Raw genomic sequence first — 23,667 nt, 5'->3', positions numbered from 1 at the left:
AGAACGGATAAGGAGGGATTTTATTATGAAACATTTTGATGTAGCAATTGTTGGTGGTGGGCTTGCTGGATTAACAGCATCTATATATTTAGCGAAAGCTGGAAGGAAAGTTATTGTATTAGAAAAGTCCAGTCACTTCGGTGGTCGAGGGAGGACTATAAATAAAAACGGCATTTGTATGAATCTTGGTGCACATGCTTTATATAGAGGTGGAGAAGCGTTTATAACTTTTAATGAGCTAGGAGTAAATCTTCCAGGTGGAATCCCATCTACAAAAGCACATGGAATATGGAAAGGGAATATTTATACCATTCCAACAGATTTTCGTTCTATTTTATCAACACCGTTACTTTCATGGTCTGCAAAAGTCCAGTTCGCTCGTCTTATGATTCATTTAGGAAACTTAGATGTAGGAAAGGTTCCAAAAATGAGTCTAACTACATGGGCAGAAAATGAAATTCAAGATCCAATGGTTCGAAATATATTTTATGCATTATGCCGAACAACAACATATACGTATGCTCCTACAATACAATTAGCATCTTCCGTACTAAAGCAAATACAGCTTTCTATGAAAGAAGGAGTACTTTATGTAGATGGCGGTTGGGAGACGATAATAACAAATTTAAGGAATATAGCAAGTACTAGTGGTGTGCAATTTCTGGCTAAAAAGCATGTTTTGAAAATAGAGCATTGTGAAGGGAAACAAAGAATACAATGTTTTGACGATGAAGTATTTGAAGCAGGTGTAGTCATTGTAACAACTCCACCGAAAGAGGCTTGTAAAATTATAAAAGGTGCAGAAGGAACAAGTTTGCAAAAATGGTGTGAACAATCTATACAAGTGACCGTGGCAGCGTTAGATATTGGTTTAAAACAATTACCGAATCCTTTGCATCATTTTGCATTGGGATTAGATCAACCTCTATTTTTCACGAATCAATCGAGAGCAGCTAAATTAAGTGAAGATGGATCAATTGTAGTGAGTCTAATTAAATACCATAACCCTGTACTAGAGCTGAATCATATTCAAGAAGATAAAGAACAGTTAGAAAATGCAATGGAATTGTTACATCCAAATTGGAAAAGAGAAGTTGTTGCACAGCAATATTTACCGAAAATAACGGTAGTATATGATTTTCCTCATATTGACCGTGTTGAAAAACCAGGCCCTAACATACCTGGAATGCCAGGTGTTTACGTTGCAGGAGATTGGGCTGGGCATGATGAAATATTAGCTGATGCTGCGGTGGCAAGTGGAAAACGTGCAGCGTTACACATATTAAAGCAATCCGAAAGTGAGGCAATTCATCATGGAAACGGAGCAATTATATGAAACGTATCAATCATTATTATTTTCGTTAGCATATAGAATCCTTGGGAGTGTTATGGATGCTGAAGATATCGTCCATGACGTATTTATATCACTTAATAATATGGAGGACGTTCAATCTATAGAAAATATGAGAGCCTATTTATGTAAAATGGTAACAAATCGCTCAATTGACAAATTACGTTCGGCAGCACATAAACGGAACGTATATGTCGGAATGTGGTTGCCAGAGCCATTTGTGGAAGAGGTTGATGATCCATCAGAGTCATTTGTAATGAAAGAATCAATTTCTACGGCATATTTATTACTTTTACAACAATTGTCTGAGGTAGAGAGAGTTGTTTTCATATTAAGAGAGGTTTTCAGTTATGAATACGAAGAAATCGCTTCAATTGTAGATAAGAGTAGTGCGAACTGCCGAAAAATCTTTCAACGTGCACGAAAAAGTATTTTGGATAAGCCGAAGCACTCAACATTAAGTACGAAGAAGATGGCTGCCTATGTGGAGAAATTTGTATCATCATTGCAGTGTGGGGATGCGCAAGGCATATTAGAAGTATTAAAAACAGATGCGATATTAAAAGCGGATGGTGGTGGTAAAGCTACAACTGCAATCCATCCAATCTATTCTGCAGATAGAATTATACGTTTATTCTTTGGAATTGGGAAGAAGTTCCCGGAAGAGTACAATGTTGATTATAAGATGGTAAATGGTGCCCCAGGTGTTATTGTTAAAGTAAATAATAAAGTGACTTATGTGCTTTCATTTACATTTGAGAATGAGAAAATCTCAAATATTTATATGATGGTTAATCCTGAAAAACTTATGCACTTAAATGTAACTGTATAAAAAAAGACGCATTTCTTTAGAAGTGCGTCTTTTTTTTATTTCTCTAACATTTCAAGAGGTACATCTTTTTCGCCTGCTACTTCAAATTTAATTTCCCCATCTTCTTCATAAATACGTGAAATAATCGGTATAGTAATCATTAATTTTTTATGCTGTTTTCGTTTTCGAGCAGCATCTAAGCTAATCACGTTCATTGTAAGCATCCTTTCTTCTAGAAATATATAAACAAAAGAAAATGCGTCCGGAAAGGGCGCTTAATTGAATTTGAAATACCGATTCATTTAATTGGGGTTTATATGATTTAACAACTGCAATTGAATTAAAAATAGTATGAATGGAATAATTGCACGTAGAAATTAACTTTACCAAAAAACGAAACAATATGCTATAAAAAAATTTAAATCTTTGTCATATAACGAGAAAAAGGATTTCGTTTCGCATATAATGAAAGTAGACGGGCAGCAAGAGCTTTTTCATCATATTGCTTGGAAAGGCGATGAAAAGAATGGATACGTTAGATTCATTATTATTTCAACTTGAACAATATGGAGAAGAGCATGATCGAAATAAAAAAACACGGGAAGAAAAGTTACGGAATATTACTCGTGAGATGGGGCAGTTTTTATCGATTTTAGTAAAAGGGTGTAGCGCAAAAAACATTTTAGAAATCGGAACTTCTAATGGCTATTCTACATTGTGGTTAGCTAATGCGGTAGAAGAAACAAATGGAAATGTAACAACTGTAGAGCTTTCTTCAGAACGAGTTGGAGAGGCACTTGTCAATTTTGAAAAGGCAAACCTTTTACAAAGGATTGATGTTCATAATCAAGAAGCAGGGGCATTTTTAGATGCGCAATTAGATCACTCATTTGATTTTATTTTCCTAGATTCAGAGCGTACGCAATACATGTGGTGGCTTGAGCATATAAAACGCATTTTACAACCAAAGGGTTTTCTTGTTGTTGATAACGCAACCTCTCATGCAAGCGAATTAGCCGAGTTTAAAAAAATGATAGAAGAAGATGAAATGTTTGAAACGGTTTTATTGGCATTTCAAAATGGAGCATTTGTAGCGCGCAAGAAGAAACAGGATAGAGCGTAATATAATTATCACATTGAAAAAGGTTGTATGTCAAAAGATTGAGTACAGTAGGATGGGAAGAATAGAGTTCATATACGTAACACGCGAAGAATCCGCCTTCAGCATGTTGTTCTCTAGGTCTTAAGTCTGAGGAAAATTATGTTGATTACAGGTATACTTATAGTAAGAAACAGGGAATGACTGCATAAACAGGCATTTCTAAAAAAATCGATTTCAAGCAGTTAGAATGTATATGAAATACGATATAATAGATGAAATATAGTGCATATAAATTCGCACATATAAATAAAGGAGCGATTTTGTTGACTGAACTCGAGAAAAAAGAACCTGTATCCATTGTGAAAGATAATAATGTAGAAGTAGTAGTAGATACAGTTATAAAAGATCAAGAATTAGAGGAACTGAATAAAGAAGCTGATCTTTATGTACAAAAATTAAATAGCGAGCAAAATACGGATTTATCAAAAGTATTGTCACAGCTAGGAGATTTAGGGGATAAAGAGCAACAAGCAGCAGGACAAACGTTATCAGCATTAAAACGTCCTGTAACAGCGATGATGAATGGAAAAAATGAAGAAATTCCAAATACATTGTTAGAATTACGAAAAGTGGTATCAGAGCTTGATCCGAATTCATTAAAAGCAAGTGGTATGAAGAAAATTATGTTTAAAGTATTCAAGAAAAATCCACTTGAAACATACGTGCATAAATATCAATCTATAGATAAGCAAATTGAGGAGATTATAAGATCCCTACTAATTGGTCGTGACAACTTACAAGAAGATACAGTTGGTCTTGAAATGCTTAAAGAACAATCGCACGATAAAATTCACGCACTTGATAAGCAAGTATACTTAGGGAGAAAACTTGCTGGCATGCTGGAAGCTGAGAAACAAAATCCAGAACGTCAAAGAGATATTCCATTAATTAACGATGCATTAGAAAAGATTCTAGTACGTACACGAAATATGCAGCAAGCGAAAAGTGTTTTATTACAATCTATCGCATCTGTAGACATTATTAAGAAAAATAATGAAAAGTTAACAGAAGCAATTCGTAATGCCATTACGATGACGCAAAACGTTGTAACAGTTTCAGCTGCTATCCAGCTAGCGTTAACAAATCAGCGTAAAACAATTGATGCAGTGAATGCGACAAATGAAGCAATTGAATCAATGGTATTAAGTAACTCACAAGCATTAAAACAAAATACAGAAGAAACAACAAAACTTCTTGAAAATCCTGCTATTAGCATGGATAAATTACGTGAATCATTCCAAAATGTATTTGCTGCGATTGAAGCTTCTGAGAAATCATCAGAACGTATTATCGAGTCAAGTAAGAAGTTTGTAATTGAATTAGACACATTTAATGATGAAATGAAACAAAAACTCATTCAGCGTCCAAGGAAATAACAGACTTTTAGAGGAGGTGAAAAAATGAGTTTCATTCAAACAGTATTAGTACTATTGGGTACATTGCTTTTAATCGCATTTACTGTCGTTGTTTTAGTTGTATATTTCGGACGTAAACTGTATTTTTCATGGACGAAACCATATAAAAGAGCACATGATTCTTTAGATAAGTTATCGAATAAATCATTACCGTTTCTACAAGAATTTACACAGCACCCACTCTTTTATCGCTGGATTCGTACGGAAGGAAAGAAAGAACAATATACATTAAACACTCTTTTCTGTGCATCGGGTCAACGTACGAGAGAGCAAGTATTCTCAATGTTACCGAAAGAAAAACAGAAAAAAGTACATGTAATGGCAAAAACAACGAAAAAACTTACAAATGAAGATATTGATGTAGCGGCGATGAAAGTAAAAGATTTTTTAAGACAAGAAACGCAGCAAACAGTAAAACCATCAGACCTTTCGTTTTATAAATTGTATTTTTATGATCGATATCCAGATGCATTAAATACAATTCAAACGTATAAACGCTCAATAAACCCTTCATTACAAAGAACGGTTGATGAAATTACAATTTCAGTATTAAATGCCTTGCCGTATTATCAGGAGCAGCGTATGTTTGAACAACAACATAAACTTGAAACGTTCTTAATGAAAGATTTAACAGCGATGCTATCGTTAGTCGTACAATTACCACCTTCACAACGACCAGAAAAAGAAGAAGAATTAAAAATCTACTTGCAAAATTTCCAAAAAGAAATGGAAGTAGTCGAGCGAGATATTCGTGACTCGATTGATCATGATTTGAATGTGAAGATGAGAGCAGCGACTGAGAAGTTTAAGAATAAATAAAAAAAGCGCCTTAAAGCTATAGTTCTTAGCTTTTAAGGCGTTTTTTTATTAGTTGTTATTTTGCTTTAACGGTTGTATGACTAGAAGCGACACTTTCATTATGCAATCGATCAACTGCAGTTACTACATACGTATACGTTTCTCCAGAAATAGCTGTTTTATCTACATAAATCTCTCCAAGTTTTGTTTTTCTTACAGTAGTAAGTAAATGTTTCGGGTTTTCTATATCCACTTCATTTTTTCCATTCACACGGTAAATGGCGTAATAAGCAGAGTCATTCTCTCTATTATCAATGATACCTACAGCAATACCTTCATCTCTTGGAATAGCACCTTTTAAAGTCGGTTGTTTTGGTGGATCATGATCAAGCCAAGGCATAGATGGGATTAATGCAGGATGTTTATATATGTCTTTTGAGAGTCTATCTTTAACTCCTAGTGGATTGTTATTCATATCTTTTAAGCTAAAATGCATACTACCTTTTATTTCAGGATATAGTCGGTTTAATGCAATTTGTCTTGGGTATTCTTCAGGATCAGACCAAGCTGGGACAGAATTATTATTAATTTTATAGGCCGCCTGACCGATGTATAGGTGAATCGGTTTATTATTTGTTTCTTTTACCCACCAATCTATTAATATGTCATATGCAGCTGGTGTGAAACCAATATTCCAATATATTTGCGGTGTAATGTAATCAATATAACCTTTTTGTATCCATTCACGTGTATCAGCATAAAGGTCATCATAGTTTCTTTGACCTGCAGTTGTGTTAGACCCAGTTGGATCGTCAGCTATATTTCGCCATACGCCGAACGGACTTATGCCAAACTTTACGTATGATTTTTCTTGTTTTATAGCAGTATTTAAACCTTTGACAAGTTCATTTACATTGTCACGTCGCCAATCTTCTATATTTGTAAATCTACCATTATTATACGTTTCGAACGTTTTTTGATCGGGGAATTCTTCACCAGCTACTTTATATGGATAAAAATAATCATCCATATGCAGCGCGTCAATATCGTAATTTTGTACGATTTCTAAAGCGCCTTCTGTAATAAATTTTTTCACTTCTGGAATACCAGGGTTGTAATATAACTTTCCTCCATAAGGTACAACCCAATCCGGATGCTGTTTTGCAGGGTGGTTATCCCATAATCGATTTATATCAGTGTGATTCATCGTTATTCGATATGGATTAATCCATGCGTGGAATTCTATATTTCTTTTATGTGCTTCTTCAATCATAAATGCGAGTGGATCATATCCAGGGTCTTTTCCTTGTGTCCCCGTAATGTATTCAGACCAAGGACCGTAATTGGAAGGGTAAAAAGCATCAGCGGTTGGTTTTATTTGTACAACAACTGCATTCATACCAGTGTTTTTTACATCGTCTAATAATCTAATAAACTCTTGTTTTTGATTTGCGATAGGTAAGCCAGTTTTTGAGGGCCAGTCAATATTAAGTACAGATGCAATCCATACAGCACGTAATTCATATTTTTTATACGTAGTATTTACTTCAGCGTAAGTAGAGTGAGGAGAAATGAAAGAGAAAGGAATAAAAAAGATGACGATACAACATATCACTAATAAACGTTTCATGATTATTTATACGCCTCCCTATTATATGGTTAGCTAATATGATATCCGAGGTGAGGTTGTTCTTACAATTGAGAAAAATAAATATTGAAACATTAATTTAATAGGGGAAATATTTTTAGTGAAATTTACTTTCATCATAACTAAATTCTTTCACAACTTCATATGCTTGTTAGTAAAGTGAAACTTCCTTTCATTCGAAGGGGATAAATTATAAGTATAGGAGGATTAATAAATGAAGGTTTTATTCGTTTGTTCTGGAGGGATGTCCAGTGCAATTGTTGTAAACGCTTTAAAAAAAGAGGCGGAGAAAAAAGGTGTAAACATGGAAGTCCATGCCATTGGAACAAGTGAGATAGAGGAAGAAGTAAAGAATGGTTGGGACGTTGTTATGGTTGCACCTCAAGTAAGACATAGATTTGAATCTGTTAAAAAATTCGCTGAAGAGGAATCTATCCCGTGCGGTATCATACCGCCACAAGCATACACGCCGCTTGGCGGACCGACTTTATTAAAAACTGTAAATGATTTAATTCGTTAGGGGGAAGCGTTATGAATAAATTTGTCACGTTTCTTGATAGAAACTTATCTGGACCGATGGCGAGGCTTTCTGAACAGAGGCATTTACAAGCAATCCGTGATGGAGTTATTTCAGCGTTACCATTTATTATTGTAGGAAGTTTCTTTTTAATCGTAGCATTTCCACCATTACCGAAAGATAGTTTCATATCTGTTTGGGCATTAAAAAATCAAACAAGTATATTAATACCATATCGTTTAACGATGTTTATTATGTCTTTATATATAGCATTTGGAATAGGATATAATTTAGCGAAAAGTTACAAGCTAGATGCTTTATCAGGAGCACAGCTTGCAGTATGTTCATTACTATTAACATTAACGCCTGAATTAATTGATAAAAAAGGGTTTATGCTTCCGATGGCAAATCTCGGAGGTCATGGATTATTCGTGACAATGATTGTTTCTATTTTATCAGTTGAGATTTTAAGATTTTGTAAGACGAAAAATGTAATGATTAAAATGCCAGAACAAGTACCGCCGTCTGTTTCACGTTCGTTTGAAGCACTTATACCTGCTGCATTCGTTATTATTTTAATGAGTTTAGTAACTGTCGTTTTTAGTATTGATTTACATCATGTAGTTGATAAATTAGCGGCTCCGTTAGTAAAAGCTGGTGATAGTTACTTCGGTGTAATCATTCCAGTATTTTTAATTACATTTTTTTGGTCATTCGGAATTCATGGTGTGTCGGTTGTTGGAACTGTTGCCCGGCCATTATGGGAAGTATATTTAGGGAAAAATGGTGAAGCAGTTGCTAGTGGCGCAAATCAGTTACCATTCATTTCACCAGAACCATTATACCAATGGTTTATATGGATTGGTGGTTCTGGTGCGACGCTAGGACTTGTATTAGCTATGATTGTATTTGGTCGATCAAAATATTCGAAGGCATTATCAAGAACTTGTATTGTGCCTGGTATTTTTAATATTAATGAACCTGTTATTTTTGGATTGCCAATTGTACTAAACCCAATATTAATTATCCCATTTATCATTACACCACTAGTAACAGCAACTATTGCATACTCAGCAACTGCGATGGGGTTTGTTACACCAACACATATAATGCCTCCATGGACATTACCAGCTCCAATTGGTGCATATTTAGCAACAGGTGGGGATTGGAGAGCGATTGTACTCGTATTTATAAACATAACAATATCATTCCTTATTTATTTACCATTCTTTAAAATGTACGACAAAAACATGCTTGAAATTGAGAAAAATGGTGATGGGGAATCTGTTAATCCGTAAGTTTTATATTTTATTTTGAGTGATAGGCATTTTGTCTATCACTTCTTTCACATGAAGTTCAGAGAGGGTGAAATGGAATGAATATAAAATTTAGTTATAAAGGTTTATTTTTATTATTATTTGGAGTGATATGTGCAAATTTACTTTTTGTACCTTTATTAAGAATGCTACATTTATCACAAATGCATAGTATATGGCTCGTTACAAGCATTGCGGCAAGTATTTTGCTTACAGTAGTTGTTTCTTTCATTGATGGATCGTTCGCATCGAAAGCCCAGTTGTTTTATAGATTTATATTATTTTCCATCGGTTGTACGTTTGTAACTTACATGATTGTTTTTTAGTAAATAGGAGGTCATGCATGTTATGTATATTGCAGGGATAATGTCTGGTACTTCGTTAGACGGAATAGATGTAGCACTCGTTCATATAGAGGGGAGTGGTGTAGAGTCTAAGGTCAAACTCATCCATTTTATTACAGTTCCATTTTGTAATGATATGAAAAATGAGATCCAGCAGGCATTATCAATAGAAAATTCAAATGTACAACTCATATGCAGTTTAAATTTCAAACTCGGTTTATGCTTCGCTAATGCTGTAAGGGAAGTTTGTAAAGAGGCCAATTTTCCTTTGGGACAATTAAATTTAATTGGTTCTCACGGACAAACGATTTATCATCAGCCAAAGCACGATGGTAATATGATTCCTTCCACATTGCAAATTGGAGAACCAGCAGTTATAGCATATGAAACAAATACGACGGTTATTTCTAATTTTCGAACGATGGATATCGCAGCAGGGGGACAAGGTGCACCACTTGTAGCATATTCAGAGATTATTTTGTATCGTCATCCAACTAAAAATAGACTACTACAAAATATTGGCGGGATCGGTAATGTTACCATAATACCAAGTCACCTAAGTGATAAGAACGTTATAGCTTTTGATACTGGTCCAGGTAATATGGTAATTGATGAAATGTGTCAAAGGCTATTTCAGTTGTCATATGATCAAAATGGTAAAATTGCAAAGCAGGGAGTAGTTGTAGATGAAATTTTGACATATTGTATGAACCATCCATTTTTGAAAATGAATCCACCGAAATCAACTGGTAGAGAACAGTTTGGAGAAGAATTTGTCAGTGAGTTATTGAAGCGGTATGAAAGGCATAGTAAAGAAAATATAGTGACGACTGTCACGATGTTTACAGCAAGATCAATTGTTCATCAGTATAAGGAGTTTATTCTGCCATATTATGAAATCGATGAAGTGATTTTAGGTGGTGGCGGCAGTTATAATCGTACACTCGTTGAAATGATACGGAATGGATTGAAAGAAGAAAAATGTGCATTATTCCTTCAAGAAGATATAGGCTATTCTTCGGAGGCGAAAGAAGCAATCGCCTTCGCCATTTTAGCAAACGAAACGTATCATCGTAATCCGAGTAATGTGCCAAGCGCAACAGGTGCAAAGCAATCTGTAGTTTTAGGGAACATAACATTCCCTCCAATTTGAAGAGAATGAGGCGAACATATGAAATATATGATTGGAGTAGACGGTGGGGGAACAAAGACAGAAGCAATTGCATTTGATCAAGACGGAAGTGAACTTGAAAGGGCTACGAGTGGTTTTGGAAATATATTAATAGATTTTGAAGAAGCACTTTTTCATATTATGGAAGCGATTGATCAATGCCAGAGAGGGTTATTAAATGGGGATTGCGTTTGTATTTGTTTAGGATTAGCGGGTGTAAGTGGAGCAAATACGAATGAATTAACATTACGTCTAAAAAAGAAGTATGGAACACAAATTGAAGTTTTTAATGACGCAATGATTGCTCATGCAGCTGCTTTAAAAGGAAAGGATGGAATTTTAACAATTGGCGGTACAGGTGCGATTTGTTTAGGAAAGAAAGGGGAAGTGTACGAGTATAGCGGTGGATGGGGACATATTTTAGGAGATGAAGGAAGCGGATATTGGATTGCGTTACAAGGTTTAAAGAGAATGGCAAATCAATTTGAACAAGGAGTTCCACTTTGCCCATTAAGCTTAAGAATTCAAGAAGAGTTTCAACTTTTAACATCGTCTCATTTAAAAAGACTAGTATATAGTTTTTCAAAAGATAAAGTTGCAGCAATTGCACCATTCATTATTGAGGAAGCGAGAAATGGGAATGATGACGCACTTAAAATTATTTTGCAAGCGGCTACGGAATTAACGAGAATTACGGTGAATATTTACAATAAGATGCAGTTTGATTTATCAACTTCAATTGCAGTAAGTGGCAGCATATTGCATTTCGTTCCTGAAATATATGGTGAATTTAAGACATGCTGTGAGAAGAGTATAGGAGAAGTTACATTTGTATCACAATCAGAAACAGCAGTGAAAGGAACATATTATTTAATGAAAAATATATATTTTTAATAAATAGCTGTATGAGAATTTTTGTATGATTTGTAAATATATGATGTTAAAATGTATAAAGGGATGTGGATAAAAAAGTACAATATACATAGTTCTTGAATATTGTATATGTATTCCCATGTAGAAAGTGAATGATTACATGATTAATAGTATGCAATTTTTGTATTTGGTGGCTTCTTATTTATTTGGAAACATATTGACCGCTTATATAGTGACGAAATGGAAACATAATGTTGATATTCGGCAGGAAGGAAGCGGTAATCCTGGCGCAAGAAATATGGGGCGCGTATATGGAAAAGGGTATTTCGTCGCTACATTTTTAGGTGATGCGATCAAAGGGGCAATCGTAGTTTCTATTGCAAAATACCTTTTTGAAGATTCTACATTTGTAATGTTAGCTTTACTGGCTGTTTTACTTGGACATATTTACCCGATTTTATTTAAAGGCAAGGGTGGAAAAGGCATTTCAACATTTATTGGAGGATTAATTGCATTTGATTATTTAATAGCGCTTACCCTCGTTGCTGTTTTCATTATATTTTATTTAATCTTTAAAGGATTTACTAAGCCAGGACTAATTACAATCGCTTGTTTACCAGTTTGCATGATTTTGTATTCTTACTCTATTGTTACGACTATTTTAAGTGCACTTATAATTGTACTTATTTTATATGTAAATCGAGAATGAAATGAACTTTTTATAAGTGGAGTTAATCTCCACTTATAATTTTTATTAAATACATAAAGGAGATACAACATGGGGTTAATTTATAAAGTTGCTGATCAAGCTTGGGAATTTGAAAGTATACATAAGTTGAATTATAAAACATTTGTAGAAGAAATTCCGCAACATGAAGAAACGAAAGAGCGTGTTCGTATAGATCGTTTCCATGAAGAAAATACATATTTAATTTGTTTAGATGACGATAAGTTAGTAGGTATGGTTACTTTGCGAGGAAAACGACCATTCTCGTTAGACAATAAAATTCCAAATCTAGATTATTATTTGCAAGAACATGGAGAAAACGTATATGAAATTCGTTTACTTTCAGTAGAACGTGAATATAGAAATGGAAGAGCGTTGTTAGGTTTAATTCGCTTTTTACATCGTTATTTGCTTCTAAATGGATATGAATTGGCACTCATTTCTGCTACAACACGTGAACTACCTTTATATGAGCAAATGGGATTCAAATCTTTCCATACGTTAGTTGGTACAGAAGAAGCAGCCTTCCAGCCAATGTATGTTACCCCTGCTATGTTTGAAGCATCGAGTGTTGGGGGAATTATGACGAAAGAATATACGTTTTTACCTGGTCCAGTAGATATTGAAGAAAATGTTCGAAAGGCATTTTCTACTAAGCCTATTTCGCATCGTTCTAAGTCATTTCAAGTGACGATGGACAATGTGAAAAAACGGTTACTTCACATGACAAAAGCAAAGCATGTACAACTTATGTTAGGAACAGGGACGTTAGCAAATGATGCCATTGCTTTACAGTTACGTTCTTTAAAAGGGAAAGGACTAGTATTAACAAATGGGGAATTTGGTAATAGATTAGTTGGACATGCAGCACGCGCGCAATTACATTTTGATACGTATAAAAAAGAAATGGGAGAACCGTTTATTTATACAGAATTAGAACAAATAATGGAAACTGGCAATTATGAATGGCTTTGGTTTGTTCACCATGAAACATCAACCGGAATGTTAAATGATTTAGACGAACTAAATGTTTTTTGTGAAAAGTATAAAGTGAAACTATGTGTAGATTGCATTAGCTCAATTGGAGCAATACCGATAGATTTGAAAGATGTATATTTTGCAAGCGGTGTAAGTGGAAAGGCAATTAAATCGTTTACTGGATTATCTTTCGTTTTTTATAATCACAATGTGAAAGTAAATGAGGCATTACCGGCCTATATGGACATTGGCATGTACGAAGAAAATGACAGTATTCCATATTCTCATTCATGGAATTTAATTTATGCACTGCAAGAAGCATTAAAGAGATTTGAAGATGCAAAAGCATTTGAAAAAATAAACGAGACGTATGCATATATTGAACAAGCTATTACTAATATGGGTTTAAATCTTGTTTCACCTAAAGAACATGCCGCGCCAATTATAGTTACCATTCAATTAAATGAAAATCAGTCTTCTAAGGAGATTGGCGATGCGTTAGCGTTACAAGGATACATTGTTCATTATGAGTCATCTTATTTACAAAAGAATAATTGGATCCAAATTGCATGTTTAAATGATTATAAAGAACGCGATACGAAGAGGATGTTAAATTGTTTGCAAATGTGTGTATTACAGAGTGGGGTACATATATAAAGACTTTTTCTTAATATAGATGGTTTCGTATAAAGGAGTTGCTACATACGAAAACTTAGGAATAGACCATTGGAAGAGGTGTTAGTGTGATAACTAAAAAACTACCGTTACATATAGACGATATTAAAAAAGCTCAAACCATTTTAGACAGAAATGCTCGTAAAACGCCTTTAGTAAAATCATTTTATTTGACTAGTAAAACAGGTGGAGAAATTCACTTGAAATTAGAAAATATGCAATTAACGGGTTCTTTTAAATTTCGAGGTGCATTTAATAAAATGTCACAGCTAACAGATCAGGAAAAAGAGAGAGGAGTAATTGCTTGTTCCGCTGGTAATCATGCACAAGGAATTGCTTTATCAGCTCATTTACTTGGTATTAAGAGTAAAATTGTGATGCCAATTTCTGCACCTCAGGCGAAAGTTGAAGCAACTAGAGGATATGGATCAGAAGTGATTTTATATGGTGAAACTTTTGATGATGCGAAGGCAAAATGTGAGGAGATTATTAAGGAAACAGGTGAAACATACTTACATCCATATGACGATATAGAAGTAATGGCTGGTCAAGGTACAATTGGTTTGGATATTCTTGATGATATGTGGGATGTTGATACTGTCATTGTACCAATTGGCGGAGGTGGAATTATTTCTGGAATTGCTGTTGCATTAAAATCTTTTAATCCATCCATTAATATAATTGGTGTCCAAGCAGATAATGTTCATGGGATGAAGGCATCTTATGACAAAGGTACGATTGTAGAACATTATGAGGCGCCTACTATTGCAGATGGTTGCGCAGTTAAAATACCAGGGGAATTAACATTTGAAATTGTAAAAGAATTAGTAGATGATATTGTAACAGTATCAGAAGGTGAATTAGAAGTAGCGATGAAAGACTTATTACAGCGTGGTAAAGCTGTTGTAGAAGGTGCAGGTGCATTAGCTACTGCTGCTCTACTTGCAGGGAAAGTGGATACATATATTAAAGGGAAAAAAGTAGTCGCGGTTATATCTGGTGGAAACGTAGACTTGCAGCGCATTTCCAGTGTTTGTGAGCAATTTTTTGTAGCCAATGAAGTGAAATAGTATTTAAAAAACATAAATTTTATGGAAGAAGAGCTAAGACAACTAATCTTAGCTCTTACTTTTTGTCTACCGTATATTGAATTATTATATGTAATCGTCTATTTTCAAAGATAACTCAAATAATTATATCAATATTGTCGAAACGAAAACATAAATTTAATATAATAGTTTTAACGTGCTAATGAGCGGTTAGGAGGGCAGGTCATGAATAAAGAAGAACAGGTAATGAACGGTTTCAGGGAATTATATAATAAGATGGTTTGGCTTAATAAGGATAAGATGGAAGAAGGTCTTAAAGGTTTTAAGTCTTCTGAAGTACATTGCATTGAATATATTGAAAATAATACAGATTCTAACGTGACACAACTTGCAGAGGCTTTTTATGTGACTCGCGGTGCAATTAGTAGAATGACTAAGAAGCTCATAAACAAAGGACTTATCGAAAGTTACCAGAAATCAGAGAATAAAAAAGAAATCTATTTTAGGCTTACTGAACAAGGGAAAGAAATATATAAAATTCACGAAAAGTTGCACAATGAGTTTCAAGAGCGGGATAAAGCTGTATTTGAGCAAGTAACTGAGGCGGAATTCGACAGTATTATTAATTTCGTGGAAAAGTATAGTAGGCATTTGGATGCAGAAATAAAGAAACAAGGTATACATATTAAGTCGTAATAAAGTTGAAGCATTCGGGGATTAACGGGTAGTTAATCCCGAAAACTAACTTATTTTTCCATTAATGTGGGATACATTTAAATAATAAAAAGGTAGCCTATTCACAGCATGGCTACCTTTTTATTATTTTATTTTTGTTGATTAATCAACAAAATGTTTTGAGGGGAGAAGTTAAATGTCTATATTTAGATCACAAAATGAAACTGAAACAAACATTGATAAACATGCTTTAATATTCGGTCTTATTTCTGTATTTCTTTGTGGTATAGGTTTCAGTATCATCATGCCAGTAGTGCCATTCTTAGTGCAGCCTTATATAAGTAGTCCGGAAGAACAGGCTCTAGTTGTTACTTTACTGACCTCTGTTTATGCGGTCTGCGTGTTTTTCACTGCTCCTGTACTCGGAGCTTTGAGCGATAAATATGGCCGTCGTCCATTACTTTTAATATGCCTTTTCGGTTCTGCAATTGGGTACTTAGTTTTTGGTATAGGAGGGGCTTTATGGGTACTATTTGCTGGACGCATAATAGAAGGAATAACAGGCGGGAGTATCAGTACAATTTTTGCATATTTTGCAGATATCATTCCCTCAGAACAGAGAACGAAGTATTTTGGGTGGGTGAGTGCAGTGGTAGGTGCAGGAACTATTATCGGACCAACTCTTGGGGGATTACTTGCAAAGTTTGGTCATTCTGTACCTTTGTATTTTGGAGCGCTTATAACTTTATTAAATGTTTTATATGGGATGAAATATATGCCTGAGAGTCTTGAGCAAAATAATAGGTTAAAAGAAATTACTTTTGTAAGGTTAAATCCGTTTACACAGCTGGCAAACATACTTTCCATGAAAAACTTAAAATGGTTACTTGTCTCAGCGTTTTTACTTTGGATACCTAACGGATCTTTACAAGCAATTTTTACACAATTTACGATGGATACTTTTAGCTGGAAACCTGCACTAATCGGACTTATGTTTTCAATTATGGGCTTTCAAGATATCATTTCACAAGCTTTTATTATGCCAAAGCTGTTGATCAAGCTTAGTGATAAACAAATAGCAATACTTGGAATGGTTTCGGAGATTATTGGCTACAGTTTTATTGCAGCATCTGCTTTGTTTTCCCTATATCCTCTTCTAATCGTTGGGATGTTACTGTTTGGTTTTGGTGACTCAATTTTCGGACCTTCATTCAATGGGATGCTTTCAAAGTCTGTCGATTCTAGTGAACAAGGAAGGATTCAAGGCGGTAGCCAATCTATTCAAGCATTGGCAAAAATGATTGGTCCAATTATTGGAGGACAAATCTATGTATCGCTTGGTCATGCTGCACCTGCTTTTATGGGGATGATGCTTATAGTAGTGGCAATAGCAGTTTTGTATAGGGGGACGCATGTAACTGTATAAACTATCTGCACTAATATGGTCTTTCTTTATATAAGGATGTCTCTACGGGAATCTTTCCTGAATGAACTGAATAACAGATAAATATAAGAACAAATAATAGGGTGTCAGAACTTAGAAACAAGTACTGGCCCCTATTTGTTTACGGCTTGAGAGCTAAGAGAAATTAAGAATGTATTCTGTAATGCTCTCATGATGAAGGTTAAATAGAACTATCAATAATTAAAGTTAGCTTTTTTGAAAGTAAAAAGCTAGGTAAATGACTAGATGGTTTAATTATGCTTGTGCTGAAGTAAATAATGACTCCATTTTTACTTTGCTCTTCTCTCGAATTTCAGCGTCCGCATGGCGCATTACAAATTTATGCGCTATAGCAATTGCTAAAACATCATCTAATAAGCCAATCCCAATAATAGCAGCTATATCTGGAATGAAGTCGATTGTTAATACGTAATAGGTTAAAGCGGCTAATATTATGAATTTCGCTTTAGTAGGTAACCCTTTTTTTCTCATTGTGTAGTATAAAATAATACTTTCATATACGCTAGATTTCCCGAGGTTTGCTGAGCTTTTTTTGAATTTTTTCCAAAGTGTCTGTTTCTCCATATAAACACTCCTTTTACAAAAACATAGATTTTTTAAAAGGATAGACAAAAAAATGAAGGAATAATCAATTTTATTATTTATCTTATTGTATATTTCCATAAAAATAAGGAATTACCTGTTCAAAATAATAGAATGTTGGTTATGTAACGACTCACAGTGTTTCGTTACATAAGTATGTACAGTAAAATGTATGTGGATGATTTATTTATTATTAAACATTTAATAACGGGTATGGGGGAAGAAAAATGAAGATAAAAGAACTACCAATTGAATTCGAATATAACGGGGGAAAACAATGTATTTATCCGAGCTTACTTATATTAAACAAGGAATTAACTTTAGTAGATACAGGTTATATAAACTTTTTACCTTTAATTGAAGATGCAATTGTAAAACATGGGTATGAGATGAAAAACTTAAAAAATATAATTATTACTCATTATGATGATGATCATATAGGATCTTTATATGATTTCAAAGTGAAATATCCTTACATTAATATTATGGCTAGTGAAATAGAATCCAACTACATAAATGGTGAAATAAAATCGGAGAGACTAGTTCAAGCTGAAGAAATGTTAGAACGTATGCCAATTGAAGAGAAAGAATTTGGTGAGTGGTTTATACAACACTTAAAAAATATAAGACATATTTCCGTCGATGAAAAAGTATATGATGGTCAAATGATTTTGAGTGATGAATGTCAAATAGTAGCGACCCCAGGACATACTTCGGGGCATATTTCATTATATTTTCCAAATTTAAATTGTGTAATTACAGGGGATGCGGCCGTTCAAGATAATTGTGAATTAGAAATAGCTAATCCGGATTTTTGTTTAGATATAGAAAAAGCAGAAGAATCTTTAAAGAGAATTAAAAACCTTAAAGCCGTAAAGTATTATTGCTATCATGGAGGAAAGCTTACTGTATAAAATAATAAAAAAACGATCTTTCCCATATCGAAAAGATCGTTTTTTTAATTCATAGATTCTGCAATTCTAATTAATTCATTAAAAATGTTTTTATAAGAAAAAAGCCAAGTCTTTAAAAGAGCTGGCTTCATGAATTCATCATGTGAATGAGCTTATCACCATCAATTAACTTAATATTTTTATTCGCAGCATATTGCTTGCGTTTTTGTTGGAATTACTCAGTAGTTTAGTCGTCACAAATATCCTCAGCTGTTAAAAACCCAAATATATCTTCATATACAGGGCTAGTATCCACATAGGAGGAAGAACACATGCTCTCGTAACTAGAAAAAGTTACTCTAATTTCTACAGAGAAATTTAATTCATCTTCAATTCGTTGAGCACATGTTTGATAGTTCTCCCTAATCTCTTGTAGACAGCTTACAATATCTTCTCCATATATTGGATGATTTATAATTATACGTAGTTGTCTGTTGTTTTCTGGTTGCTCATTTAGGAAATAAGCGCTATCCAATTTAATATCTTCGCCAGTGATAGAAGAAGATACAATTTCTTCTATCACTGTAGCCAAAGTCTCATCACGCATTTTTTCTATTTTACTAATAATCCCGAGCTTTTTAGATGCATTACGTATCAACTTATTTTCTTTTTGATTATGCTGATGAATGAGTTGTTCCAGGTCGTCCAAAAAACATAGTAACTCCATGTGGTTATCTATCATTATGTAACCCCCTCTTTTTAAATATAGTGAGATGCAAAGGGAAATATTCGCGAAAAATGAATTGGTACTAGCAATTGACAACCTATTGTGAGCATACACTGATAGGGCTAGAAGCCGCTAACAGAAGCATGTCCAAGAAAGAGTGGTTGAGTGGTAAACACAAACTTAGGAGGAAAAGGAATTTATAGAAAACATATTATTATGCTCATTGTTATCTGAATAAGAAATGCTAATTACATATTATGAGGATGGTTATTTGCTCAATGGATATATGACTGTGATTGATATAGATCCGTTAAATAGTGCTTTAATCTGTACAGATGTTTTTTACCACAGGATCGCACTTGTTTTTTTGATATTATTACTAGTAAAAAAGCCGAATCTTAGGATGTGCACCCCAATTGTTAGACACAAACAACAATTGGAGGTGTACTTTTTTATAGTTAAATTCTCACTAGAAGAAAAAGTAAAGGTAGTAAAAAAATATTCAGATGAAGGTGACGGAGTGAAAAGACTTGCGGGATCCATAAAGGTTCATCCGAGTGTACTCCAGCAGTGGATTAAACAATATAATGCGGTAGGTGAAAAACGCTATAGAAGATATCCCCTGGATTATAAAATGGATGTAATTAATTATATGGATAGACAAGGGACATATATTAGAGAAACAGGGGCTATTTTTAATATCCCATCTTATGGAACGGTTCGTAGGTGGCAGGAAGTATATGATTTAAAAGGCGTGGATTCCCTACATGAAAAGAAGAGAGGGCGTCCAACTATGAAAAATACAAATACAATAGAAAAATTAAGAAGTACATTTTGTCTCCGGCTAATATGAAAGGGTTATTAAAAGCGGAAAGAAAACAAAAAGAATTTGTCCACCTAGTACACGATGAATATAAAAAAAGAAGATAAGAATTTTTTTATTTTTCATATTTGGCGAAACAAATGGTACAATGGAAGCTAATGTGAAAAATAAGGAAAAGAAGTGGTCTATTTGAAAAACTTTTTAGAATTAGGAATTAGTGAAACTTTTAATCATACATTACGTGAAAATGGAATTACAGAAGCAACACCGATTCAGGAGAAGGCAATTCCTGTTATTATGTCAGGTAAAGATGTTATTGGGCAGGCGAAAACAGGAACGGGTAAAACGTTAGCATTCGTGTTACCGATTTTAGAAAAAATCGATCCAGAGTGTAGTGATGTTCAGGCTTTAATTGTTGCACCAACAAGGGAACTAGCACTGCAAATTACAACTGAAATTAAAAAAATGCTTGTTCACAGAGAAGATATTAATGTACTAGCGATATATGGCGGACAAGATGTAGCACAACAATTGAGAAAATTAAAAGGTAATACACATATTGTTGTAGCGACACCAGGACGATTATTAGATCATATACGACGTGAAACAATTGATTTAAGTAATCTTTCAACGATTGTACTAGATGAAGCGGATCAAATGCTTTATTTCGGTTTCTTATATGATATTGAAGATATTTTAGATGAGACACCTGGTAGTAAACAAACGATGTTATTCTCAGCAACGATGCCAAAAGATATTAAAAAATTGGCGAAACGTTATATGGATGAGCCGCAAATGATTCAAGTACAAAGTGAAGAAGTAACGGTAGATACAATTGAGCAGCGTGTCATTGAGACGACAGATCGTGCAAAGCCAGATGCACTTCGTTTTGTTATGGATCGTGATCAGCCATTTTTAGCTGTTATTTTCTGTCGTACAAAGGTTAGAGCAAGTAAGCTTTATGATAATTTAAAAGGACTAGGTTATAATTGTGCTGAACTTCATGGTGATATACCTCAAGCGAAACGTGAAAGAGTCATGAAGAGTTTCCGCGAAGCTAAAATTCAGTACTTAATTGCGACTGATGTAGCAGCTCGTGGACTTGATGTAGATGGTGTAACGCACGTATTTAACTTTGATATCCCTGAAGATGTAGAAAGTTATATTCACCGCATTGGCCGAACAGGACGTGCAGGTGGATCAGGTCTTGCAATTACGTTCGTTGCAGCGAAAGATGAAAAACATTTAGAAGAAATTGAAAAAACGCTTGGTGCACCAATACAAAGAGAAATAATTGAACAACCGAAGATAAAACGTGTAGATGAAAATGGAAAACCGTTACCAAAGCCAGCTCCGAAGAAATCAGATCAATATCGTCAAAGAGATAGCCGTGAAGGTTCAAGAAGTGAATCAAGACGTGATTCGAGAAATAGCTCAAGAAATGATAACAATCGATCATTTAATAAGCCAAGTAATAAAAAAGGTAGTACAAAACAAGGTCAGCAAAGACGTGGCCGTTAAATAGTTATAATTGTAAAAGAGTCACAAAATATTGTGGCTCTTTTTTTGTTTGTATAGAACAAGGATAATGGCAAGAAAAAACAAAAATTTCATTCACCGTATTTAAAACTTATAAAGGAAATTTTATAGTCCAAAACCAGTAGAGCAAGGGTATTACTACCATGTCGCAATTCAAGAACAAGTGCAACTTACGTATGAACAATATTTAATCGAAAAAAATTGAGAGAAAGCTATTCGTACTAGCTCCCCTGATGATGATACGGATTATGAAGAAATCAATTGGTATAACGATACGAAAACATCTTTTGCAAACAAAGAATTGGACGATGAAGTGAAAGAAGTTCGTAACACATTCAAATGGTACGGGAATGTTATGCTGCAGTAAAAAGAACGGAACTTATTATGTCTACTATTTCGGCAGAACACTTTAGTTGAAAGGAAAGGTATTGAAGCGAGCGAATATTTTTATTACACATTCCGCAATTATTGAAATGGAACAAGAGAAGTTTATGAAGGATTAAACTCGTATTAGGGTATGATCGTTGGAAACTGGAAAACTAATTTGTTAGTTTTGTTCGATGGGGAACTCGAGAAGCACCATGGCCATCCTAATTGGGAAATTGCTTATTACTACGACGATGAAGGTAATGTAGTGTGAAGTTAATAGAAGGGATAGTATACGAAATAAGAAAAAAGGACTAGCAGTCGTACCTGCCGTCCTTTAATAGGAGAAAAAGTAATCTTGTTTAGAACTACGCATAAACAGAAAATCTGCTTGTAATTAGTTTTACCCTAAATATACGTGTCTATACAAAAAAGGGATAAGTAAAAAATACTTATCCCCGGAAGGGAAATCCCAAGCACCAAAATGGCTCGTACTGGTCTGCAGGTTCAAAAGTAGTATATGTAAAACGAAAAATCTCATACAAAAAGCAGACAACGATTTTGGTTGTCTGCCAGTGTGTTCAATGAGTTAGCTAATTGTGATAATTTGCATCCCCATTACGAGAAGAGTGAAGCTGCTAGTTCAAACAGCTTGTTGGTATTATTATCGATTTGTTAAAAAATATACAGAGAAAGCAGATAAGTGAAGAACCTACCTGCTTCTGCTGTAACAAAAGAAAGAAGTATTAGCCGTGGACACGGCGGCTTGAAAATAGTATGTATTTTTATTTGAAAAATATTCAAGGGGTGAAGAAACATGGAGTGTTTAATAAAAGGTGTTTGTGAAATTAATCAGCTAATTAGTAAAACAAAAGAGAAAAACAATGAGCAAATATAACAATACAAAGGTAAATGTTCAAAAAAGCGATGAGTATAAAGTAAAACAAAATAGTTATATTAAAGCTTGATTTTCATAAAAAATAAAGCACATATATAAGTGTGCTCTTATGAACGCTTTAGATTTGTATGACTAGATAGTCACCATACAATAAAATATGCTTGTTTGATATAAATGTGAGTCAAATCTATAACATATATTTGGGTGTGTAGAAAGAACATTAAATGTTAATTAGCTAAGCATATTGTTTTTATTAACGAATTTGTGCAACTGTTAAAGCGGCAGAACGAATATCTACTGTACCAATTACTTCAACGGATACAATTTGAATTAAATCACCAGGGTTTAAGTTTATTAGAATGATACCGCTGGATACATCTACTTCACCAGTGCCAATGATATTAGAACGGACTGCGGTTCCAGATCCTGCAATAATGTTAGTTGATGAGTTTAGTGTCAAGAAAAAGCGCACTGCTTCTGGGGCTAATGGAACATTATCGAGGCTGATTGTTAATGTATAACTGATTTGATAAATACCAGCTACTTGAATTCTAATACCAGTTCCTGTACTAATTGTATTATTGATTACAGGGACAGTAATGTTTGGATTTGGTCCCGTACTAGGTAGTAGTAGTGGCGTGAATAGTGTTGCAAATTGAGGTGAAGTAGCATTAAAAGCAAAACCGAGAGCTGGTAGTGTACTGGGGGCTTGTGCTCCACAATTAAAGTTTGTGAGCTTACGACTAGATGAGCGCATATTTTCACTCCTTTCTTTCATTTAGATTGCGTGAGTAATAACCTCACGTTTTGGACAAGCACAATACACTATATGAAAATTTATAGTGTATTGTGCAGAGGTGTACT

General features: G+C 34.2%; 22 protein-coding genes and 2 pseudogenes. 19 read left to right on the top strand and 5 right to left on the bottom strand.

Translation table 11 applies throughout. The annotated features are described in order from the left end of the window. The first annotated feature begins 25 nt into the window (after positions 1–25). Both DN392_RS17215 and DN392_RS17210 read left to right on the top strand, forming a co-directional pair. Positions 26–1,336: a phytoene desaturase family protein gene (locus tag DN392_RS17215; protein ID WP_088321599.1), complete on the top strand. Its 1,311-nt coding sequence runs from the start codon at positions 26–28 to the stop codon at positions 1,334–1,336. Next, positions 1,314–2,183 (top strand): sigma-70 family RNA polymerase sigma factor, encoded by an 870-nt coding sequence (locus tag DN392_RS17210; RefSeq protein WP_048561879.1) that lies wholly within the window; start codon positions 1,314–1,316, stop codon positions 2,181–2,183. Before DN392_RS17215 ends, DN392_RS17210 begins: the two co-directional genes overlap by 23 nt. Before the next feature lie 35 nt (positions 2,184–2,218). Here the strand turns inward: DN392_RS17210 and DN392_RS30445 are convergent, their stop codons facing one another. Continuing rightward, the gene (locus tag DN392_RS30445; RefSeq protein ID WP_001100983.1) at positions 2,219–2,377 is read right to left on the bottom strand and encodes a hypothetical protein; all 159 of its coding nucleotides are present in this window, start codon (positions 2,375–2,377) and stop codon (positions 2,219–2,221) included. Between the two features lie 302 nt (positions 2,378–2,679). On the opposite strand from DN392_RS30445, the gene DN392_RS17205 reads away from it, so the two are divergent. From DN392_RS17205 to DN392_RS17195, 3 genes are all read left to right on the top strand, one after another. Next, a complete protein-coding gene (locus DN392_RS17205) occupies positions 2,680–3,285 on the top strand; it encodes an O-methyltransferase (RefSeq protein ID WP_064056612.1) in 606 nt (201 codons plus the stop codon). 302 nt (positions 3,286–3,587) lie between these two features. Further along, the gene (locus tag DN392_RS17200) at positions 3,588–4,700 is read left to right on the top strand and encodes a toxic anion resistance protein (protein ID WP_000137410.1); all 1,113 of its coding nucleotides are present in this window, start codon (positions 3,588–3,590) and stop codon (positions 4,698–4,700) included. Positions 4,701–4,724: 24 nt separating this feature from the next. Next, on the top strand, positions 4,725–5,558 hold the full coding sequence (locus DN392_RS17195) for a DUF3974 domain-containing protein (protein ID WP_000008384.1): 834 nt from the start codon (positions 4,725–4,727) through the stop codon (positions 5,556–5,558). Between the two features lie 55 nt (positions 5,559–5,613). Here the strand turns inward: DN392_RS17195 and DN392_RS17190 are convergent, their stop codons facing one another. Further along, positions 5,614–7,173 (bottom strand): glycoside hydrolase family 10-like protein, encoded by a 1,560-nt coding sequence (locus DN392_RS17190; protein WP_088321598.1) that lies wholly within the window; start codon positions 7,171–7,173, stop codon positions 5,614–5,616. A gap of 226 nt (positions 7,174–7,399) precedes the next feature. Between DN392_RS17190 and DN392_RS17185 the strand changes: the two genes are divergently transcribed. The 10 genes from DN392_RS17185 to DN392_RS17140 all read left to right on the top strand — a co-directional run bounded on the left by DN392_RS17185 (position 7,400) and on the right by DN392_RS17140 (position 16,936). Then, the gene (locus DN392_RS17185; RefSeq protein ID WP_000865896.1) at positions 7,400–7,705 is read left to right on the top strand and encodes a PTS sugar transporter subunit IIB; all 306 of its coding nucleotides are present in this window, start codon (positions 7,400–7,402) and stop codon (positions 7,703–7,705) included. 11 nt (positions 7,706–7,716) lie between these two features. After that, positions 7,717–9,000, top strand: coding sequence for a PTS sugar transporter subunit IIC (locus DN392_RS17180; protein ID WP_001032304.1), 1,284 nt, complete (start codon positions 7,717–7,719; stop codon positions 8,998–9,000). 77 nt (positions 9,001–9,077) lie between these two features. Further along, complete coding sequence (locus DN392_RS17175) at positions 9,078–9,344, top strand: hypothetical protein (RefSeq protein ID WP_088321597.1); 267 nt, start codon at positions 9,078–9,080, stop codon at positions 9,342–9,344. A 22-nt stretch (positions 9,345–9,366) separates the two neighbouring features. Next, a complete protein-coding gene (gene anmK / locus DN392_RS17170; RefSeq protein ID WP_088321596.1) occupies positions 9,367–10,515 on the top strand; it encodes an anhydro-N-acetylmuramic acid kinase AnmK in 1,149 nt (382 codons plus the stop codon). Positions 10,516–10,533: 18 nt separating this feature from the next. Further along, positions 10,534–11,427 carry a BadF/BadG/BcrA/BcrD ATPase family protein gene (locus DN392_RS17165; protein WP_048566409.1) on the top strand — a complete coding sequence of 298 codons (894 nt, stop codon included), beginning with the start codon at positions 10,534–10,536 and terminating at the stop codon, positions 11,425–11,427. A 139-nt stretch (positions 11,428–11,566) separates the two neighbouring features. Next, entirely contained in the window at positions 11,567–12,115 is a 549-nt protein-coding gene (gene plsY / locus DN392_RS17160; RefSeq protein WP_000610847.1) for a glycerol-3-phosphate 1-O-acyltransferase PlsY, read from the top strand. A gap of 69 nt (positions 12,116–12,184) precedes the next feature. Further along, positions 12,185–13,768 (top strand): aminotransferase class V-fold PLP-dependent enzyme, encoded by a 1,584-nt coding sequence (locus DN392_RS17155; protein WP_088091433.1) that lies wholly within the window; start codon positions 12,185–12,187, stop codon positions 13,766–13,768. 86 nt (positions 13,769–13,854) lie between these two features. Continuing rightward, positions 13,855–14,856 (top strand): bifunctional threonine ammonia-lyase/L-serine ammonia-lyase TdcB, encoded by a 1,002-nt coding sequence (tdcB, locus tag DN392_RS17150; protein WP_064056601.1) that lies wholly within the window; start codon positions 13,855–13,857, stop codon positions 14,854–14,856. Between the two features lie 204 nt (positions 14,857–15,060). Then, positions 15,061–15,531 (top strand): MarR family transcriptional regulator, encoded by a 471-nt coding sequence (locus DN392_RS17145; protein ID WP_048566405.1) that lies wholly within the window; start codon positions 15,061–15,063, stop codon positions 15,529–15,531. A gap of 175 nt (positions 15,532–15,706) precedes the next feature. After that, positions 15,707–16,936 carry an MFS transporter gene (locus DN392_RS17140; RefSeq protein WP_064449135.1) on the top strand — a complete coding sequence of 410 codons (1,230 nt, stop codon included), beginning with the start codon at positions 15,707–15,709 and terminating at the stop codon, positions 16,934–16,936. Between the two features lie 273 nt (positions 16,937–17,209). On the opposite strand, the gene DN392_RS17135 is transcribed toward DN392_RS17140, so the two are convergent. Next, positions 17,210–17,539, bottom strand: coding sequence for a YkvA family protein (locus tag DN392_RS17135; RefSeq protein ID WP_048566403.1), 330 nt, complete (start codon positions 17,537–17,539; stop codon positions 17,210–17,212). Between the two features lie 245 nt (positions 17,540–17,784). Between DN392_RS17135 and DN392_RS17130 the strand changes: the two genes are divergently transcribed. Then, complete coding sequence (locus tag DN392_RS17130) at positions 17,785–18,471, top strand: MBL fold metallo-hydrolase (RefSeq protein ID WP_048566402.1); 687 nt, start codon at positions 17,785–17,787, stop codon at positions 18,469–18,471. 226 nt (positions 18,472–18,697) lie between these two features. Here DN392_RS17130 and DN392_RS17120 read toward each other — a convergent pair whose 3' ends face one another. Further along, a complete protein-coding gene (locus DN392_RS17120; RefSeq protein WP_064469541.1) occupies positions 18,698–19,192 on the bottom strand; it encodes a hypothetical protein in 495 nt (164 codons plus the stop codon). 169 nt (positions 19,193–19,361) lie between these two features. Between DN392_RS17120 and DN392_RS17115 the strand changes: the two are divergent. The 3 genes and pseudogenes from DN392_RS17115 to DN392_RS17105 form a co-directional block, all read left to right on the top strand. Next, positions 19,362–19,565, top strand: a pseudogene (locus DN392_RS17115) (YolD-like family protein); the annotation flags it as partial. 66 nt (positions 19,566–19,631) lie between these two features. Next, positions 19,632–20,000, top strand: a pseudogene (locus DN392_RS17110) (helix-turn-helix domain-containing protein); the annotation flags it as partial. 180 nt (positions 20,001–20,180) lie between these two features. After that, positions 20,181–21,521 carry a DEAD/DEAH box helicase gene (locus DN392_RS17105; protein WP_064449138.1) on the top strand — a complete coding sequence of 447 codons (1,341 nt, stop codon included), beginning with the start codon at positions 20,181–20,183 and terminating at the stop codon, positions 21,519–21,521. 1,535 nt (positions 21,522–23,056) lie between these two features. Here the strand turns inward: DN392_RS17105 and exsF are convergent. Next, complete coding sequence (gene exsF / locus DN392_RS17095) at positions 23,057–23,560, bottom strand: exosporium protein ExsF (protein WP_064056605.1); 504 nt, start codon at positions 23,558–23,560, stop codon at positions 23,057–23,059. Positions 23,561–23,667: the final 107 nt, after the last annotated feature.

Source organism: Bacillus sp. BB51/4 (genome assembly GCF_008368845.1).
Lineage (GTDB): Bacteria > Bacillota > Bacilli > Bacillales > Bacillaceae_G > Bacillus_A > Bacillus_A wiedmannii.
This window is presented reverse-complemented; position numbering and strand designations above follow the sequence as displayed.

Bases quoted from the DNA above. Each gene is read 5' to 3' on its own strand.
- DN392_RS17185 (WP_000865896.1), top strand. From the start codon at position 7,400: ATGAAGGTTTTATTCGTTTGTTCTGGAGGGATGTCCAGTGCAATTGTT.
- DN392_RS17130 (WP_048566402.1), top strand. From the start codon at position 17,785: ATGAAGATAAAAGAACTACCAATTGAATTCGAATATAACGGGGGAAAA.
- DN392_RS17175 (WP_088321597.1), top strand. From the start codon at position 9,078: ATGAATATAAAATTTAGTTATAAAGGTTTATTTTTATTATTATTTGGA.
- DN392_RS17195 (WP_000008384.1), top strand. From the start codon at position 4,725: ATGAGTTTCATTCAAACAGTATTAGTACTATTGGGTACATTGCTTTTA.
- DN392_RS17180 (WP_001032304.1), top strand. From the start codon at position 7,717: ATGAATAAATTTGTCACGTTTCTTGATAGAAACTTATCTGGACCGATG.
- DN392_RS30445 (WP_001100983.1), bottom strand. From the start codon at position 2,377: ATGAACGTGATTAGCTTAGATGCTGCTCGAAAACGAAAACAGCATAAA.
- DN392_RS17135 (WP_048566403.1), bottom strand. From the start codon at position 17,539: ATGGAGAAACAGACACTTTGGAAAAAATTCAAAAAAAGCTCAGCAAAC.
- DN392_RS17140 (WP_064449135.1), top strand. From the start codon at position 15,707: ATGTCTATATTTAGATCACAAAATGAAACTGAAACAAACATTGATAAA.
- DN392_RS17155 (WP_088091433.1), top strand. From the start codon at position 12,185: ATGGGGTTAATTTATAAAGTTGCTGATCAAGCTTGGGAATTTGAAAGT.
- DN392_RS17215 (WP_088321599.1), top strand. From the start codon at position 26: ATGAAACATTTTGATGTAGCAATTGTTGGTGGTGGGCTTGCTGGATTA.
- DN392_RS17165 (WP_048566409.1), top strand. From the start codon at position 10,534: ATGAAATATATGATTGGAGTAGACGGTGGGGGAACAAAGACAGAAGCA.
- DN392_RS17205 (WP_064056612.1), top strand. From the start codon at position 2,680: ATGAAAAGAATGGATACGTTAGATTCATTATTATTTCAACTTGAACAA.
- DN392_RS17210 (WP_048561879.1), top strand. From the start codon at position 1,314: ATGGAAACGGAGCAATTATATGAAACGTATCAATCATTATTATTTTCG.
- DN392_RS17120 (WP_064469541.1), bottom strand. From the start codon at position 19,192: ATGATAGATAACCACATGGAGTTACTATGTTTTTTGGACGACCTGGAA.
- DN392_RS17145 (WP_048566405.1), top strand. From the start codon at position 15,061: ATGAATAAAGAAGAACAGGTAATGAACGGTTTCAGGGAATTATATAAT.
- plsY (WP_000610847.1), top strand. From the start codon at position 11,567: ATGATTAATAGTATGCAATTTTTGTATTTGGTGGCTTCTTATTTATTT.
- exsF (WP_064056605.1), bottom strand. From the start codon at position 23,560: ATGCGCTCATCTAGTCGTAAGCTCACAAACTTTAATTGTGGAGCACAA.
- anmK (WP_088321596.1), top strand. From the start codon at position 9,367: ATGTATATTGCAGGGATAATGTCTGGTACTTCGTTAGACGGAATAGAT.